14 protein-coding genes are annotated in these 14,679 nt (G+C 57.6%); 13 read left to right on the top strand and 1 reads right to left on the bottom strand.

The window, feature by feature from the left end; genetic code table 11:
- Positions 1-2: 2 nt before the first annotated feature.
- The 5 genes from ftsE (at position 3) to livJ (ending at position 5,525) form a co-directional block, all read left to right on the top strand.
- Complete coding sequence (gene ftsE / locus IM313_RS00460) at positions 3-674, top strand: cell division ATP-binding protein FtsE (protein WP_003861525.1); 672 nt, start codon at positions 3-5, stop codon at positions 672-674.
- The gene (gene ftsX / locus IM313_RS00455; RefSeq protein WP_028015142.1) at positions 661-1,716 is read left to right on the top strand and encodes a permease-like cell division protein FtsX; all 1,056 of its coding nucleotides are present in this window, start codon (positions 661-663) and stop codon (positions 1,714-1,716) included. The genes ftsE and ftsX overlap by 14 nt, the downstream gene beginning before the upstream one ends.
- A 251-nt stretch (positions 1,717-1,967) precedes the next feature.
- Complete coding sequence (gene rpoH / locus IM313_RS00450) at positions 1,968-2,825, top strand: RNA polymerase sigma factor RpoH (protein ID WP_192972046.1); 858 nt, start codon at positions 1,968-1,970, stop codon at positions 2,823-2,825.
- Between the two features lie 136 nt (positions 2,826-2,961).
- A complete protein-coding gene (locus IM313_RS00445) occupies positions 2,962-4,227 on the top strand; it encodes a 4-aminobutyrate--2-oxoglutarate transaminase (RefSeq protein ID WP_048957460.1) in 1,266 nt (421 codons plus the stop codon).
- Between the two features lie 197 nt (positions 4,228-4,424).
- Positions 4,425-5,525: a branched chain amino acid ABC transporter substrate-binding protein LivJ gene (gene livJ / locus IM313_RS00440; protein ID WP_072201786.1), complete on the top strand. Its 1,101-nt coding sequence runs from the start codon at positions 4,425-4,427 to the stop codon at positions 5,523-5,525.
- Between the two features lie 95 nt (positions 5,526-5,620).
- On the opposite strand, the gene panM is transcribed toward livJ, so the two are convergent.
- On the bottom strand, positions 5,621-6,010 hold the full coding sequence (gene panM / locus IM313_RS00435) for an aspartate 1-decarboxylase autocleavage activator PanM (RefSeq protein WP_028015145.1): 390 nt from the start codon (positions 6,008-6,010) through the stop codon (positions 5,621-5,623).
- 423 nt (positions 6,011-6,433) lie between these two features.
- On the opposite strand from panM, the gene livK reads away from it, so the two are divergent.
- The 8 genes from livK to ugpE all read left to right on the top strand — a co-directional run bounded on the left by livK (position 6,434) and on the right by ugpE (position 14,678).
- A complete protein-coding gene (livK, locus tag IM313_RS00430; RefSeq protein ID WP_028015146.1) occupies positions 6,434-7,543 on the top strand; it encodes a high-affinity branched-chain amino acid ABC transporter substrate-binding protein LivK in 1,110 nt (369 codons plus the stop codon).
- Between the two features lie 46 nt (positions 7,544-7,589).
- Positions 7,590-8,516 carry a high-affinity branched-chain amino acid ABC transporter permease LivH gene (gene livH / locus IM313_RS00425; RefSeq protein WP_048998298.1) on the top strand — a complete coding sequence of 309 codons (927 nt, stop codon included), beginning with the start codon at positions 7,590-7,592 and terminating at the stop codon, positions 8,514-8,516.
- Positions 8,513-9,790: a high-affinity branched-chain amino acid ABC transporter permease LivM gene (locus IM313_RS00420; RefSeq protein WP_045631383.1), complete on the top strand. Its 1,278-nt coding sequence runs from the start codon at positions 8,513-8,515 to the stop codon at positions 9,788-9,790. Before livH ends, IM313_RS00420 begins: the two co-directional genes overlap by 4 nt.
- Entirely contained in the window at positions 9,787-10,554 is a 768-nt protein-coding gene (gene livG, locus IM313_RS00415) for a high-affinity branched-chain amino acid ABC transporter ATP-binding protein LivG (RefSeq protein WP_028015149.1), read from the top strand. Before IM313_RS00420 ends, livG begins: the two co-directional genes overlap by 4 nt.
- A gap of 1 nt (position 10,555) precedes the next feature.
- Positions 10,556-11,269, top strand: coding sequence for a high-affinity branched-chain amino acid ABC transporter ATP-binding protein LivF (gene livF, locus IM313_RS00410; RefSeq protein WP_008500102.1), 714 nt, complete (start codon positions 10,556-10,558; stop codon positions 11,267-11,269).
- A 256-nt stretch (positions 11,270-11,525) separates the two neighbouring features.
- On the top strand, positions 11,526-12,842 hold the full coding sequence (gene ugpB, locus IM313_RS00405; protein ID WP_023310025.1) for a sn-glycerol-3-phosphate ABC transporter substrate-binding protein UgpB: 1,317 nt from the start codon (positions 11,526-11,528) through the stop codon (positions 12,840-12,842).
- Positions 12,843-12,948: 106 nt separating this feature from the next.
- Complete coding sequence (ugpA, locus tag IM313_RS00400) at positions 12,949-13,836, top strand: sn-glycerol-3-phosphate ABC transporter permease UgpA (protein WP_047366851.1); 888 nt, start codon at positions 12,949-12,951, stop codon at positions 13,834-13,836.
- On the top strand, positions 13,833-14,678 hold the full coding sequence (gene ugpE, locus IM313_RS00395) for a sn-glycerol-3-phosphate ABC transporter permease UgpE (protein WP_028015153.1): 846 nt from the start codon (positions 13,833-13,835) through the stop codon (positions 14,676-14,678). The genes ugpA and ugpE overlap by 4 nt, the downstream gene beginning before the upstream one ends.
- Position 14,679: the final 1 nt, after the last annotated feature.

Below are 14,679 nucleotides of genomic sequence, written 5' to 3'. Positions count from 1 at the left end.
CAATGATTCGCTTTGAACACGTCAGCAAGGCCTATCTCGGTGGGAGACAAGCGCTGCAGGGGGTGACGTTCCACCTGCAGCCAGGCGAGATGGCATTCCTGACCGGCCATTCCGGCGCGGGGAAAAGTACCCTGCTCAAGCTTATCTGTGGGATCGAACGGCCAAGCGCCGGGAAAATCTGGTTCAGCGGCCACGAAATTAGCCGTCTGAAAAACCGTGAAGTGCCGTTTCTGCGTCGTCAGATCGGTATGATTTTCCAGGATCACCACCTGCTGATGGATCGCACCGTTTTCGATAACGTGGCGATCCCGCTGATTATTGCCGGCGCCAGCTATGACGATATCCGCCGTCGCGTCTCTGCGGCGCTGGACAAGGTCGGGCTGCTGGACAAAGCGAAGAACTTCCCGATCCAGCTTTCCGGCGGTGAACAGCAGCGCGTGGGCATCGCCCGCGCGGTGGTGAACAAGCCTGCCGTACTGCTGGCGGATGAACCGACCGGTAACCTGGACGATGCCCTGTCCGAAGGGATTTTGCGTCTGTTTGAGGAATTCAACCGCGTAGGGGTAACGGTACTGATGGCGACGCACGACATGGGGCTGATTTCCCGTCGTTCGTACCGCATGCTGACCCTGAGCGACGGGCATTTGCACGGAGGCCACGGTGAACAAGCGTGATGCAATGAACCAGATTCGGCAGTTCGGGAACCGGTTCGACCGTTTCCGTAAGCCGCAGGGCGGCGGTGACGGCAATCGTAATGCGCCTAAGCGCCAGAAAGCGGCGCCGAAACCGGCCTCCCGCAAGACCAACGTGTTTAACGAACAGGTGCGCTACGCCTTCCACGGCGCGCTGCAGGACCTGAAAAGCAAACCGCTGGCGACGTTCCTGACGGTGATGGTGATTGCCATCTCCCTGACGCTGCCAAGCGTCTGCTACATGGTCTATAAGAACGTCAACCAGGCGGCGTCGCAGTATTATCCGTCACCGCAGATCACCGTTTATCTGGATAAAGCGCTCGACGATAACGCGGCGGCGCAGGTGGTCGGGCAAATCCAGGCCGAGCAGGGCGTGGAGAAGGTGAATTATCTCTCCCGTGAAGAAGCGTTGGGCGAGTTCCGTAACTGGTCAGGCTTTGGCGGCGCGCTGGACATGCTGGAAGAGAACCCGCTGCCCGCCGTGGCGGTGGTGATCCCGAAGCTGGATTTCCAGGGTACCGATTCTCTGAATACCCTGCGTGACCGCATCACACGCATCAACGGGATTGATGAAGTGCGCATGGACGACAGCTGGTTTGCCCGTCTTGCGGCGCTGACCGGGCTGGTGGGGCGCGTGTCGGCGATGATCGGCGTGCTGATGGTGGCGGCGGTGTTCCTCGTCATCGGTAACAGCGTGCGTCTGAGCATCTTTGCGCGTCGCGATACCATCAACGTGCAAAAACTGATTGGCGCAACGGATGGTTTCATCCTGCGTCCGTTCCTCTACGGTGGCGCACTGCTCGGTTTCTCCGGCGCATTTCTTTCACTGATATTGTCAGAAATTTTGGTGATGCGGCTTTCGTCTGCCGTCACAGAAGTGGCGCAGGTTTTCGGAACTAAGTTTGATATCAGTGGCTTAGGCTTTGATGAGTGCCTGCTGTTGCTGCTGGTGTGCTCCATGATCGGCTGGATTGCCGCATGGCTGGCAACGGTTCAACATTTACGCCACTTTACTCCCGACTAATAAAAGCGTGATATAATCTTTCCCTGCACCGAGATGTTCGCTCTGCAGGGAAAGCGTCCCTGTTGTCTCTTCCCCTGTTATCATCTCCATGTCACATTTTGTGCGTAATTTATTCACCGTTGCACCTGGAACTTGTGGATAAAATCACTGTCTGATAAAAGAGTGGATGCTAATCTCGTTGCTCAAACGCTTTGGCATGGTTGTTGCCTGACGGGGACAGCCTGGACCAGAAGAAACATTGAGAGGAATGAATGACCAAAGAAATGCAAACTTTAGCTTTAGCCCCTGTTGGTAACCTGGAATCTTACATCCGGGCTGCGAACACCTGGCCGATGTTAACGGCCGAGGAAGAAAAGGCGCTTGCTGAAAAGCTGCATTACCAGGGCGATCTGGAAGCAGCGAAAAAGCTGATCCTGTCTCACCTGCGCTTTGTTGTTCACATTGCTCGTAACTATGCGGGCTATGGCCTGCCGCAGGCGGACTTGATTCAGGAAGGTAACATCGGCCTGATGAAGGCTGTACGTCGCTTTAACCCGGAAGTGGGCGTGCGACTGGTCTCCTTCGCCGTACACTGGATCAAAGCAGAAATTCATGAATACGTGCTGCGCAACTGGCGTATCGTGAAAGTCGCCACGACAAAAGCGCAACGTAAGCTGTTCTTCAACCTGCGTAAAACCAAGCAGCGTTTGGGCTGGTTCAATCAGGATGAAGTGGAAATGGTGGCGCGCGAGCTGGGTGTATCCAGCAAAGACGTCCGTGAGATGGAATCCCGTATGGCCGCGCAGGACATGACCTTTGATATGTCCTCCGACGACGACGCATCTGACAGCCAGCCGATGGCACCGGTTCTGTATCTGCAGGATAAAACCTCTAACTTTGCCGACGGCATTGAAGAGGACAACTGGGAAGATCAGGCTGCGAACAAGCTGACCCATGCGATGGAAGGCCTCGACGAGCGTAGCCAGGACATTATCCGCGCCCGCTGGCTGGACGAAGACAACAAGTCCACGCTGCAGGAGCTGGCCGACCGCTACGGCGTTTCTGCGGAACGTGTCCGTCAGCTTGAAAAGAACGCCATGAAAAAACTTCGCGCCGCTATCGAAGCGTAATTACTGCGAAGTACACCGAGAGCCCTCGAATGCAAATTCGGGGGTTTTGTTTTTTTAGCGCCCGCTCTGGCGAATTTCTCCCCCCTGGCAAACACTTACTGATGCGCTAAGCAGGCGATTTTCTCAGGGGGTCAGGGTGAAAAATAACGAACTGAATGACCGGCGTTTACAGGCGACGCCGCGCGGCATCGGCGTGATGTGTAACTTCTATGCTGATAAAGCCGAAAACGCCACGGTGTGGGACGTGGAAGGCAATGAGTACATCGACTTCGCCGCCGGGATCGCGGTGCTGAATACTGGCCATCGCCATCCCAAAGTTATCTCCGCTATCGAAAAACAACTCCACGCTTTTACCCACACGGCCTACCAGATTGTGCCGTATGAGGGCTATGTGGCGCTTGCCGAGCGCATCAACCAGCGCGTGCCGATTAACGGCCCGGCCAAAACCGCCTTCTTCTCGACGGGTGCTGAAGCGGTCGAAAACGCGGTCAAAATTGCCCGCGCGTATACCAGACGCCCCGGCCTTATCACCTTCGGCGGCGCGTTCCACGGTCGCACCTTTATGACCATGGCGCTGACCGGTAAGGTCGCGCCGTACAAGCTGGGTTTCGGCCCGTTCCCCGGTTCGGTATACCACGCTCAATTCCCTGACGATCTGCACGGCATCAGCACGGCGGAAGCATTAAAAAGCCTGGAGCGCATCTTTAAGGCGGATATCGCCCCAGACCAGGTGGCGGCCATTATTCTCGAACCGGTTCAGGGAGAGGGCGGGTTCAACATTGCGCCCGCTGATTTTATGCAGGCGCTGCGCGCCCTGTGCGATACCCACGGAATTTTGCTGATTGCCGACGAGGTGCAAAGCGGCTTCGCCCGCACCGGCAAGCTGTTCTCGATGGAACACCACTGCGTGAAGCCGGACCTGATCACCATGGCAAAAAGCCTCGCGGGTGGGATGCCGCTCTCAGCGGTATCGGGCCGCGCCGAGGTGATGGACGCGCCTGCACCTGGCGGTCTGGGCGGTACCTACGCAGGTAACCCGCTGGCGATTGCCGCGGCGCACGCGGTGCTGGACGTGATTGACGAGGAAGATCTCTGCACGCGCTCGGCGCATCTCGGCCATCATCTGGTAGAAGTGCTCAACAAAGCGAAGGAAAACTGCCCGTTCATCGCCGACATCCGTGCCCAGGGCTCGATGGTCGCGGTGGAGTTTAACGATCCGCAATCCGGGCAACCGTCGCCGGAATTTACCCGTCAGGTGCAGGAGCGCGCGTTGAACGAAGGGCTGCTGCTCCTGAGCTGCGGCGTTTACGGCAACGTGATCCGCTTCCTTTATCCGCTTACCATCCCAGAAGCGCAGTTCCGCAAAGCGCTGGACATTATCTTCGCGTCGCTGACACGTTAAAGCCACCAGCCCGGCGGTAAATCCTGTCGGGCTTATCATATATTCATTTCAAATTAGCTATTCCAAAATCATAAAAATGGGGTATGTTTTAGCAGAGTATGCTGAAAAAGCGCGAACAGCACACCAATAACTGAAATAAAGCGCTGCACAACAACATCACAACAATCGTAATAACCATAATAATGGGGAATCTCAGGATGAACATGAAGGGTAAAGCGTTACTGGCAGGATGTATCGCGTTGGCATTCAGCACCATGGCGCAGGCAGATATTAAAGTGGCCGTGGTGGGCGCAATGTCCGGTCCGGTAGCACAGTACGGCGACCAGGAATTTACGGGCGCAGAACAGGCAGTTGCAGACATTAATGCTAAGGGCGGCATCAAGGGCGAAAAACTGCAGATCGTAAAATACGACGATGCCTGTGACCCGAAGCAAGCGGTCGCGGTGGCGAACAAAGTGGTCAACGACGGCATCAAATACGTTATCGGTCACCTGTGCTCCTCTTCTACTCAGCCCGCGTCTGACATCTACGAAGACGAAGGTATCCTGATGATCACCCCGGCTGCGACCGCACCGGAGCTGACCGCGCGCGGCTACAAGCTGACCCTGCGTACCACCGGTCTGGACTCCGATCAGGGCCCAACGGCGGCTAAGTACATTCTGGAAAAAGTGAAGCCGCAGCGTATCGCGATTGTTCACGACAAACAGCAGTATGGTGAAGGTCTGGCCCGTGCGGTGCAGGACGGTCTTAAAAAAGGCAATGCCAACGTGGTCTTCTTTGACGGGATCACCGCCGGCGAGAAAGACTTCTCCACCCTGGTGGCGCGTCTGAAGAAAGAGAATATCGATTTCGTTTACTACGGTGGCTACCACCCGGAAATGGGCCAGATCCTGCGCCAGGCGCGCGCTGCGGGTCTGAAAACCCAGTTCATGGGCCCGGAAGGCGTGGCGAACGTTTCCCTGTCTAACATCGCGGGTGAATCTGCCGAAGGTCTGCTGGTGACCAAGCCGAAGAACTACGACCAGGTGCCAGCGAACAAACCTATCGTAGATGCCATCAAGGCGAAGAAGCAGGATCCAAGCGGCGCGTTCGTCTGGACCACCTACGCAGCGCTGCAGTCTCTGCAGGCAGGTCTGAATCAGTCAGCCGATCCGGCTGAGATTGCCACCTGGCTGAAAGCCAACACGGTGGAAACCGTGATGGGGCCGCTCTCCTGGGACGCAAAGGGCGATCTGAAGGGCTTTGAGTTCGGCGTGTTTGACTGGCATGCTAACGGCACGGCGACAGACGCCAAATAAAAGCAAAAAGGCAACTTAAGTTGCCTTTTTTAATGTTTTCTCTCTCTCCCCGTGGGAGAGGGCCGGGGTGAGGGCATCATGCCGCACCGCACAATTCATCCCAAACGCTTCTCCCACCCGCTCTCCTGCGCCGTAAACCCTAACGCCTGCATAAACGCTGCCATCACGCCGCGGTCTTCCACGCCCACGTCGGCCATCCACCATGAGTTTACGTTCGGGTTTTCGCGGATCACTTCTTCAATTAAATACTGTCCCACACCGCGACGACGGGTCACGTCACGTACGCGCAGCGAGTCCAGCGCTCCCTCCGTGCCGCTCAGGGTCACGCGAACCGCGGCCAGCAGGCGCTCGTTGAAGCGCGCGGCATAAATGCGATGGTTCTCGTCGACATGCAGCGACGAAGGGGAATATTCCGGCCAGATCTTGCCCAGGTCGATATGATCCTGGTCGCTAAAGGTCACCAGACGCACGATAGTCAGTTTCATTAGCAGCTTGTCCAAATCAAATTGAGTAGAGGCAGTGTACTCAATTTATTCACTCAGCGGCTTCCTCTTTTTATTCTCATTAACCAGGTGATTAGTTTTTTAGCAATGCAATGGGCAGTGTGAAAACACATGGATCGAAAAATAAGCAGAATTTTAACCTGAATGGCAGTGATTTATTCGGCGCTTTGTACCGTTATTTTATGCTGCAAACTGCACTTTTATTTGTTTATCTCTGCCTGATTTCAGAATATTATCTTTCCTTAATCGCCTGAAAAATAGAGATTTTAGTCTGGTTTTTGACAAAAACTGCGCTAAACCATTAAAGGCACTGGTAAAAATAGCGTTGTTCATTAAAAGTACAGAATGCTTTTTAACCATAATAAAACAAAATATAAACACGACATCACGAATGGGGATTCTGAGATGAAAAGGAACGCGAAGACATTTATCGCGGGAATGGTTGCACTGGCGATCTCGCATGCGGCCATGGCGGAAGAGATTAAAGTTGCGGTAGTCGGTGCGATGTCCGGCCCTGTTGCCCAGTGGGGTGACATGGAGTTTAACGGCGCGCGTCAGGCCATCAAAGACATCAACGCCAAAGGCGGCATCAAGGGCGACAAGCTGGTGGGCGTGGAGTATGACGACGCCTGCGATCCGAAACAGGCCGTTGCGGTCGCCAACAAAATCGTCAACGACGGGATTCAGTACGTCATCGGCCACCTGTGCTCATCCTCCACCCAGCCCGCGTCCGATATCTACGAAGACGAAGGTATTTTGATGATCACTCCGGGCGCCACCAACCCGGAGCTGACCCAGCGCGGCTACCAGCACATCATGCGTACCGCCGGGCTGGACTCCTCCCAGGGGCCAACCGCGGCCAAATACATCCTCGAGACCGTTAAGCCACAGCGTATCGCCATCATTCATGACAAGCAGCAGTACGGCGAAGGCCTGGCGCGCTCCGTGCAGGACGGCCTGAAAAAAGGCGGCGCGAACATCGTCTTCTTCGACGGCATTACCGCAGGCGAAAAAGACTTCTCCGCGCTGATCGCCCGTCTGCAAAAAGAGAACATCGACTTCGTCTACTACGGTGGCTACTACCCGGAAATGGGCCAGATGCTGCGCCAGGCGCGCGCCACCGGTCTGAAAACCCAGTTTATGGGGCCAGAGGGCGTGGGCAACGCCTCCCTGTCAAACATCGCAGGGGATTCTGCCGAAGGCATGCTGGTGACGATGCCAAAACGTTATGACCAGGATCCGGCCAACAAGGCTATCGTGGATGCGCTCAAGGCGCAGAAGAAAGATCCGAGTGGTCCATACGTCTGGATCACCTACGCGGCAGTGCAGTCTCTGGCAACCGCATTGGAGCGTACCGGCAGCAAAGAGCCACTGGATCTGGTGAAAGATTTAAAAGCACACGGGGCGAACACCGTGATTGGGCCGCTGAACTGGGATGAGAAAGGCGATCTGAAGGGATTTGAGTTTGGTGTCTTTAAGTGGCACGCCGACGGTTCGTCCTCGGTCGCCAAATAATTATCCCACCGCCCGGCTCACCGGGCGGGTATAAAAAGGTTTGCATATGTCCGAGCAGTTTCTCTACTTTTTGCAGCAGATGTTTAACGGCGTCACGCTGGGAAGCACCTACGCGCTGATCGCCATCGGCTATACGATGGTTTACGGCATTATCGGCATGATCAACTTCGCCCACGGCGAGGTGTACATGATCGGTAGCTACGTCTCCTTTATGATTATCGCCGCGCTGATGATGATGGGCATCGACAGCAGCTGGCTGCTGGTCGCCGCCGGGTTTGTCGGTGCGATCGTGATCGCCAGCGCCTACGGCTGGAGCATCGAGCGCGTGGCCTACCGGCCGGTGCGCAGCTCCAAGCGTCTTATTGCGCTGATTTCCGCGATCGGGATGTCGATCTTCCTGCAAAACTACGTCAGCCTGACTGAAGGTTCGCGCGACGTGGCGCTGCCAAGCCTGTTTAACGGCCAGTGGATTGTGGGGGCCAGCGAAAACTTCTCTGCCTCTATTACCACGATGCAGCTGGTGATCTGGGTCGTAACTTTTGTCGCCATGCTCGCTCTGACCCTGTTCATCCGCTACTCCCGCATGGGACGCGCCTGCCGCGCGTGCGCGGAAGACCTGAAGATGGCGAGCCTGCTCGGCATCAACACCGACCGCATAATTGCCCTGACCTTCGTGATTGGCGCGGCGATGGCGGCGGTGGCTGGCGTGCTGCTCGGCCAGTTTTACGGCGTAATTAACCCGTACATCGGCTTTATGGCCGGGATGAAAGCCTTCACCGCGGCGGTACTGGGCGGCATCGGCAGTATCCCTGGCGCGATGATCGGCGGCCTGATCCTGGGCGTGGCGGAAGCGCTCTCCTCGGCGTATCTGAGCACCGAATATAAAGACGTGGTGTCGTTTGCCCTGCTGATTCTGGTTCTGCTGGTGATGCCTACCGGTATTCTGGGCCGTCCGGAGGTAGAGAAAGTATGAAACCGATGCATTTTGCTATGGCGCTGCTCTCTGCCGCCATGTTCTTCGTGCTGGCCAGCGTCTTTATGGGCGTCCAGCTTGAGCTGAATGGCACCAAACTCGTTGTCGATACTGCAGCTGATATTCGCTGGCAGTGGGTCTTTATCGGCACCGCCGTGGTGTTCCTGTTCCAGCTGCTGCGCCCGCTGTTCCAGAAGACGCTGAAAAATGTCTCCGGACCGAAATTCGTCCTGCCGGCGATCGACGGTACAACGGTAAAACAGAAGCTGTTCCTCGTGGCGCTGCTGGTGGCTGCCGTGGCGTGGCCGTTTATGGTGTCGCGCGGCACGGTGGACATCGCCACCCTGACCATGATTTACGTGATCCTCGGCCTCGGTCTGAACGTGGTGGTGGGGCTGTCCGGCCTGCTGGTGCTGGGCTACGGCGGTTTCTACGCTATCGGCGCGTATACCTTTGCGCTGCTGAACCACTATTACGGCCTGGGCTTCTGGACCTGCCTGCCGCTGGCGGGGCTGGTCTCTGCCGCCGCAGGCTTCCTGCTCGGCTTCCCGGTGCTGCGCCTGCGCGGTGACTACCTGGCGATTGTGACCTTAGGCTTCGGTGAAATCGTCCGTATCCTGCTGCTCAACAACACCGAAGTGACCGGCGGCCCGAACGGCATCAGCCAGATCCCAAAACCGACCTTCTTTGGCCTGGAGTTCAGCCGTACCGCCCGCGAAGGCGGCTGGGATACCTTCAGCAACTTCTTTGGCATCAAATATGACCCGTCCGACCGCGTGATCTGGCTCTATCTGGTGGCGCTGCTGCTGGTGGTCATCACCCTGTTCGTGATCAACCGCCTGCTGCGCATGCCGCTGGGCCGAGCGTGGGAAGCGCTGCGCGAAGATGAGATCGCCTGCCGCTCTCTGGGCCTGAACCCGACCCGCATCAAGCTGACCGCGTTCACCATCAGCGCCGCGTTTGCCGGTTTCGCCGGCACGCTGTTCGCCGCGCGTCAGGGCTTCGTCAGCCCCGAGTCGTTCACCTTTGCCGAATCGGCCTTTGTGCTGGCGATTGTGGTACTCGGCGGGATGGGCTCGCAGTTCGCCGTTATCCTCGCGGCCATCCTGCTGGTGGTCTCTCGCGAGCTGATGCGCGACTTTAACGAATACAGCATGCTGATGCTGGGTGGTTTGATGGTGCTGATGATGATCTGGCGTCCGCAGGGTCTGCTGCCGATGACGCGTCCACAGCTGAAGCTTAAGAATGTGGAAGCGAAAGGAGAGCAGGCATGAGTCAGCCATTATTATCCGTAAACGGTCTGATGATGCGTTTTGGCGGCCTGCTGGCGGTCAACAACGTGAACCTGGACCTGCATAAAAAAGAGATCGTCTCCCTGATTGGCCCGAACGGCGCGGGGAAAACCACGGTCTTTAACTGTCTGACCGGCTTCTACAAGCCGACGGGCGGCACCATCATGCTGCGCGACCAGCACCTGGAAGGGCTGCCGGGCCAGCAGATTGCCCGCATGGGCGTGGTACGTACCTTCCAGCACGTGCGTTTGTTCCGCGAGATGACGGTGATTGAGAACCTGCTGGTGGCACAGCATCAGCAGCTGAAAACCGGCCTGTTCTCCGGCCTGCTGAAAACCCCGGCCTTCCGCCGCGCGCAGGAGGAGGCGCTCGATCGTGCCGCCACCTGGCTCGACCGCATCGGCCTGCTGCAGCACGCCAACCGTCAGGCGAGCAACCTGGCCTACGGCGACCAGCGTCGACTGGAGATTGTGCGCTGCATGGTGACCCAGCCGGAGATCCTGATGCTCGACGAACCGGCGGCGGGCCTCAACCCGAAAGAGACCAAAGAGCTGGACGAGCTGATTGCCGAGCTGCGCGATCATCACGACACCACCATCCTGCTGATTGAGCACGACATGAAGCTGGTGATGGGTATTTCGGACCGTATCTACGTGGTTAACCAGGGCACGCCGCTGGCAAACGGCACGCCGGAAGAGATCCGCAACAACCCGGACGTGATCCGCGCATACCTTGGTGAGGCATAAGATGGAAAAAGCGATGTTAACGTTCGACAAGGTCAATGCGCACTACGGCAAGATCCAGGCGCTGCACGACGTCAGCCTGCACATCAATCAGGGTGAAATCGTCACCCTGATTGGCGCCAACGGCGCGGGCAAAACCACGCTGCTCGGCACCCTGTGCGGCGACCCGCGCGCCACCAGCGGTCGGATTGTGTTCGATGGTAAAGACATTACCGACTGGCAGACCGCCAGAATCATGCGTGAGGCGGTGGCGATTGTCCCGGAAGGGCGCCGCGTCTTCTCCCGCATGACGGTGGAAGAGAACCTGGCGATGGGCGGGTTCTTCGCTCACCGCGATGAATACCAGACCCGCATCAAGTGGGTGTACGAACTCTTCCCGCGCCTGTGGGAGCGCCGCATTCAGCGTGCGGGCACCATGTCCGGCGGTGAACAGCAGATGCTGGCGATTGGCCGCGCGCTGATGAGCCAGCCGCGCCTGCTGCTGCTGGACGAGCCGTCGCTCGGCCTGGCGCCGATCATCATCCAGCAGATCTTCGACACCATCGAGCAGCTGCGTAAAGAGGGGATGACCATCTTCCTCGTCGAGCAGAACGCCAACCAGGCGCTGAAGCTCGCTGACCGTGGCTACGTGCTGGAGAACGGCCGCGTGGTGCTGGAAGACACCGGCGACGCGCTGCTGGCGAACGAAGCGGTGCGGAGCGCGTATTTAGGCGGTTAGATAAAAGCAAAAAGGCAACGCAAGTTGCCTTTTTTAGTGTTTTCTCCCTCTCCCTGTGGGAGAGGGCCGGGGTGAGGGCACCAGACCGCACCCAATCATGCACCTAATTCCCTTCACACAACCATCATCCCCCTGACCCTTTACTGTCACTTATCTGTAAACAAACAGTTATTTTTCTGTCATTCGAGCATGTCATGTTACCTCGCGAGCATAAAACGCGTGATATCGCGCATCCGGCACAATAAGAGAGATGACAATGACATCGTTACGACACACAGCTTTGGGTCTGGCACTGGGTCTGGCTTTTGCGACGAACGCAATGGCTGTGACCACTATTCCGTTCTGGCATTCCATGGAAGGGGAGTTGGGTAAAGAGGTTGACTCCCTGGCGCAGCGTTTCAACGACACCCATCCGGATTACAAAATTGTGCCGGTGTACAAAGGTAACTACGAGCAGAGCCTGAGCGCGGGCATCGCCGCCTTCCGTACCGGTAACGCGCCTGCGCTGTTACAGGTTTATGAAGTGGGCACCGCCACCATGATGGCCTCCAAAGCCATCAAGCCGGTGTATGAAGTGTTCAAAGAGGCGGGCATCAACTTCGATGAATCCCAGTTCGTGCCGACCGTAGCGGGTTACTACACCGATTCCAAAACCGGTCACCTGCTGTCCCAGCCGTTTAACAGCTCCACACCGGTGCTGTACTACAACAAAGACGCCTTCAAAAAAGCCGGTTTAGATCCGGAGCAGCCGCCAAAAACCTGGCAGGACCTGGCCGAATACACCGCGAAGCTGAAAGCGGCGGGCATGAAGTGCGGCTACGCCAGCGGCTGGCAGGGCTGGATCCAGATTGAGAACTTCAGCGCCTGGCACGGCCTGCCGGTTGCCACCAAAAACAACGGCTTCGATGGCACCGATGCGGTACTCGAGTTCAACAAACCGGAGCAGGTGAAGCACATTGCGCTGCTTGCCGATCTGAACAAGAAGGGCGACTTCAGCTACTTCGGGCGTAAAGACGAATCCACCGAGAAGTTCTACAACGGCGACTGCGCCATTACCACCGCCTCGTCCGGCTCGCTGGCGGATATCCGCCACTACGCCAAATTCAACTACGGCGTGGGCATGATGCCGTACGACGCCGACGTAAAAGGCGCGCCGCAGAACGCCATCATCGGCGGGGCGAGCCTGTGGGTGATGCAGGGTAAAGATAAGGGCACCTACAAAGGCGTCGCCGAGTTCCTCGACTTCCTGGCGAAGCCGGAAAATGCCGCCGAGTGGCACCAGAAGACCGGCTACCTGCCGATCACCAAAGCCGCGTACGATCTGACCCGCGAGCAGGGCTTCTACAGCAAAAACCCGGGTGCGGACATCGCGACGCGTCAGATGCTGAACAAGCCGCCGTTGCCGTTCACTAAAGGCCTCCGTCTGGGCAACATGCCGCAGATCCGCACCATCGTGGATGAAGAGCTGGAAAGCGTGTGGACCGGGAAGAAAACGCCACAGCAGGCGCTGGATTCCGCAGTAGAGCGCGGGAATCAGCTGCTGCGCCGCTTTGAGCAGTCGACGAAATCGTAATTTGTGATTCGCCCGGTGGCGCTGCGCTTACCGGGCCTACGACGTGCCCCATCCAGGCCGGGTAAGGCGCAGCCGCCACCCGGCATTGTTCAGGAACCCAATCTCCATGTCCTCATCCCGTCCGGTGTTTCGCTCCCGCTGGCTGCCGTACCTGTTGGTCGCGCCTCAGCTGGTCATCACCGTTATCTTCTTTATCTGGCCTGCGGGCGAAGCGCTGTGGTACTCGGTACAAAGCGTCGATCCGTTCGGGCTCTCCAGCCAGTTCGTCGGGCTGGACAACTTTACCGCGCTATTCCATGACAGCTACTACCTGGACTCCTTCTGGACGACGATCAGGTTCAGCGCGCTGGTGACCGTGAGCGGCCTTGTTGCCTCGCTGTTTTTCGCCGCGCTGGTGGACTACGTGGTGCGCGGCAGCCGCCTGTATCAGACCCTGATGCTGCTGCCTTACGCCGTGGCCCCCGCCGTTGCCGCTGTGCTGTGGATCTTCCTGTTTAACCCCGGACGCGGGCTGATTACTCACTTCCTGGCAGAGTTCGGCTACGACTGGAACCACGCCCAGAACAGCGGTCAGGCGATGTTCCTGGTGGTGTTCGCCTCGGTGTGGAAGCAGATCAGCTATAACTTCCTGTTCTTCTTTGCCGCGCTGCAGTCCATCCCGCGCTCGCTGGTGGAGGCCGCCGCGATTGACGGCGCAGGGCCGATTCGGCGCTTCTTCAGGCTGTCGCTGCCGCTGATCGCCCCGGTGAGCTTCTTCCTGCTGGTGGTTAACCTCGTCTACGCCTTCTTCGACACCTTCCCGGTGATTGACGCCGCCACTGCAGGCGGCCCGGTCCAGGCAACCACCACGCTTATCTATAAGATCTACCGTGAAGGCTTCGCCGGGCTGGATCTCTCGGCCTCCGCCGCGCAGTCGGTGGTGCTGATGTTCCTCGTCATCATCCTCACGGTGGTGCAGTTCCGCTATGTTGAAAGTAAGGTGCGCTACCAATGATTGAGAACCGTCGCGGGCTGACGATTTTCAGCCACACCATGCTGATTTTAGGGATTATCGTCATCCTGTTCCCGCTTTACGTGGCCTTTGTCGCCGCCACGCTGGACACCAAAGCGGTGTTCGACACGCCGATGACGCTGATCCCGGGCGGGCATCTTTTCGAGAACATGAAAACCATCTGGACCCAGGGCGTGGGCGCCAACAGCGCGCCGTTCTGGCTGATGATGCTCAACAGCTTCATCATGGCGTTCGGCATTACGGTTGGCAAAATTACGGTGTCGATGCTCTCGGCCTTCGCCATTGTCTGGTTTCGCTTTCCGCTGCGTAACCTGTTCTTCTGGATGATTTTCATCACCCTGATGCTGCCGGTGGAGGTGCGTATCTTCCCGACGGTGGAGGTGATTGCCAACCTGAAGATGCTGGACAGCTACGCGGGCTTAACCCTGCCGCTGATGGCCTCGGCGACCGCCACCTTCCTGTTCCGCCAGTTCTTTATGACCCTGCCGGACGAGCTGATTGAGGCCGCGCGCATCGACGGCGCCTCCCCGATGCGCTTCTTCCGCGACATCGTGCTGCCGCTGTCGAAAACCAACCTTGCGGCGCTGTTTGTGATCACCTTTATCTACGGCTGGAACCAGTACCTGTGGCCGCTGCTGATTATTCAGGACGTCAACCTCGGCACCGCCGTGGCGGGCATCAAAGGCATGATTGCCACCGGTGAAGGCACCACCCTCTGGAACCAGGTGATGGCGGCGATGCTGCTCACCCTAATCCCACCCGTAGTCATTGTTTTAGCCATGCAGCGCGCGTTTGTCCGCGGCCTGGTCGATAGCGAGAAATAAG

The organism is Enterobacter cloacae complex sp. P2B, assembly GCF_014895985.1.
GTDB classification, from domain to species: Bacteria; Pseudomonadota; Gammaproteobacteria; order Enterobacterales; family Enterobacteriaceae; genus Enterobacter; species Enterobacter bugandensis.
The sequence above is the reverse complement of the archived record's forward strand: the minus strand, read 5'-3'. Positions and strand labels throughout refer to the sequence as shown.

What these genes read in the sequence shown, in the direction of transcription:
- ugpA (WP_047366851.1), top strand. Translation starts at nt 12,949, where the DNA reads ATGTCCTCATCCCGTCCGGTGTTTCGCTCCCGCTGGCTGCCGTACCTG.
- livH (WP_048998298.1), top strand. Translation starts at nt 7,590, where the DNA reads ATGTCCGAGCAGTTTCTCTACTTTTTGCAGCAGATGTTTAACGGCGTC.
- livF (WP_008500102.1), top strand. Translation starts at nt 10,556, where the DNA reads ATGGAAAAAGCGATGTTAACGTTCGACAAGGTCAATGCGCACTACGGC.
- livG (WP_028015149.1), top strand. Translation starts at nt 9,787, where the DNA reads ATGAGTCAGCCATTATTATCCGTAAACGGTCTGATGATGCGTTTTGGC.
- ftsE (WP_003861525.1), top strand. Translation starts at nt 3, where the DNA reads ATGATTCGCTTTGAACACGTCAGCAAGGCCTATCTCGGTGGGAGACAA.
- livJ (WP_072201786.1), top strand. Translation starts at nt 4,425, where the DNA reads ATGAACATGAAGGGTAAAGCGTTACTGGCAGGATGTATCGCGTTGGCA.
- panM (WP_028015145.1), bottom strand. Translation starts at nt 6,010, where the DNA reads ATGAAACTGACTATCGTGCGTCTGGTGACCTTTAGCGACCAGGATCAT.
- ugpE (WP_028015153.1), top strand. Translation starts at nt 13,833, where the DNA reads ATGATTGAGAACCGTCGCGGGCTGACGATTTTCAGCCACACCATGCTG.
- IM313_RS00420 (WP_045631383.1), top strand. Translation starts at nt 8,513, where the DNA reads ATGAAACCGATGCATTTTGCTATGGCGCTGCTCTCTGCCGCCATGTTC.
- ugpB (WP_023310025.1), top strand. Translation starts at nt 11,526, where the DNA reads ATGACATCGTTACGACACACAGCTTTGGGTCTGGCACTGGGTCTGGCT.
- rpoH (WP_192972046.1), top strand. Translation starts at nt 1,968, where the DNA reads ATGACCAAAGAAATGCAAACTTTAGCTTTAGCCCCTGTTGGTAACCTG.
- livK (WP_028015146.1), top strand. Translation starts at nt 6,434, where the DNA reads ATGAAAAGGAACGCGAAGACATTTATCGCGGGAATGGTTGCACTGGCG.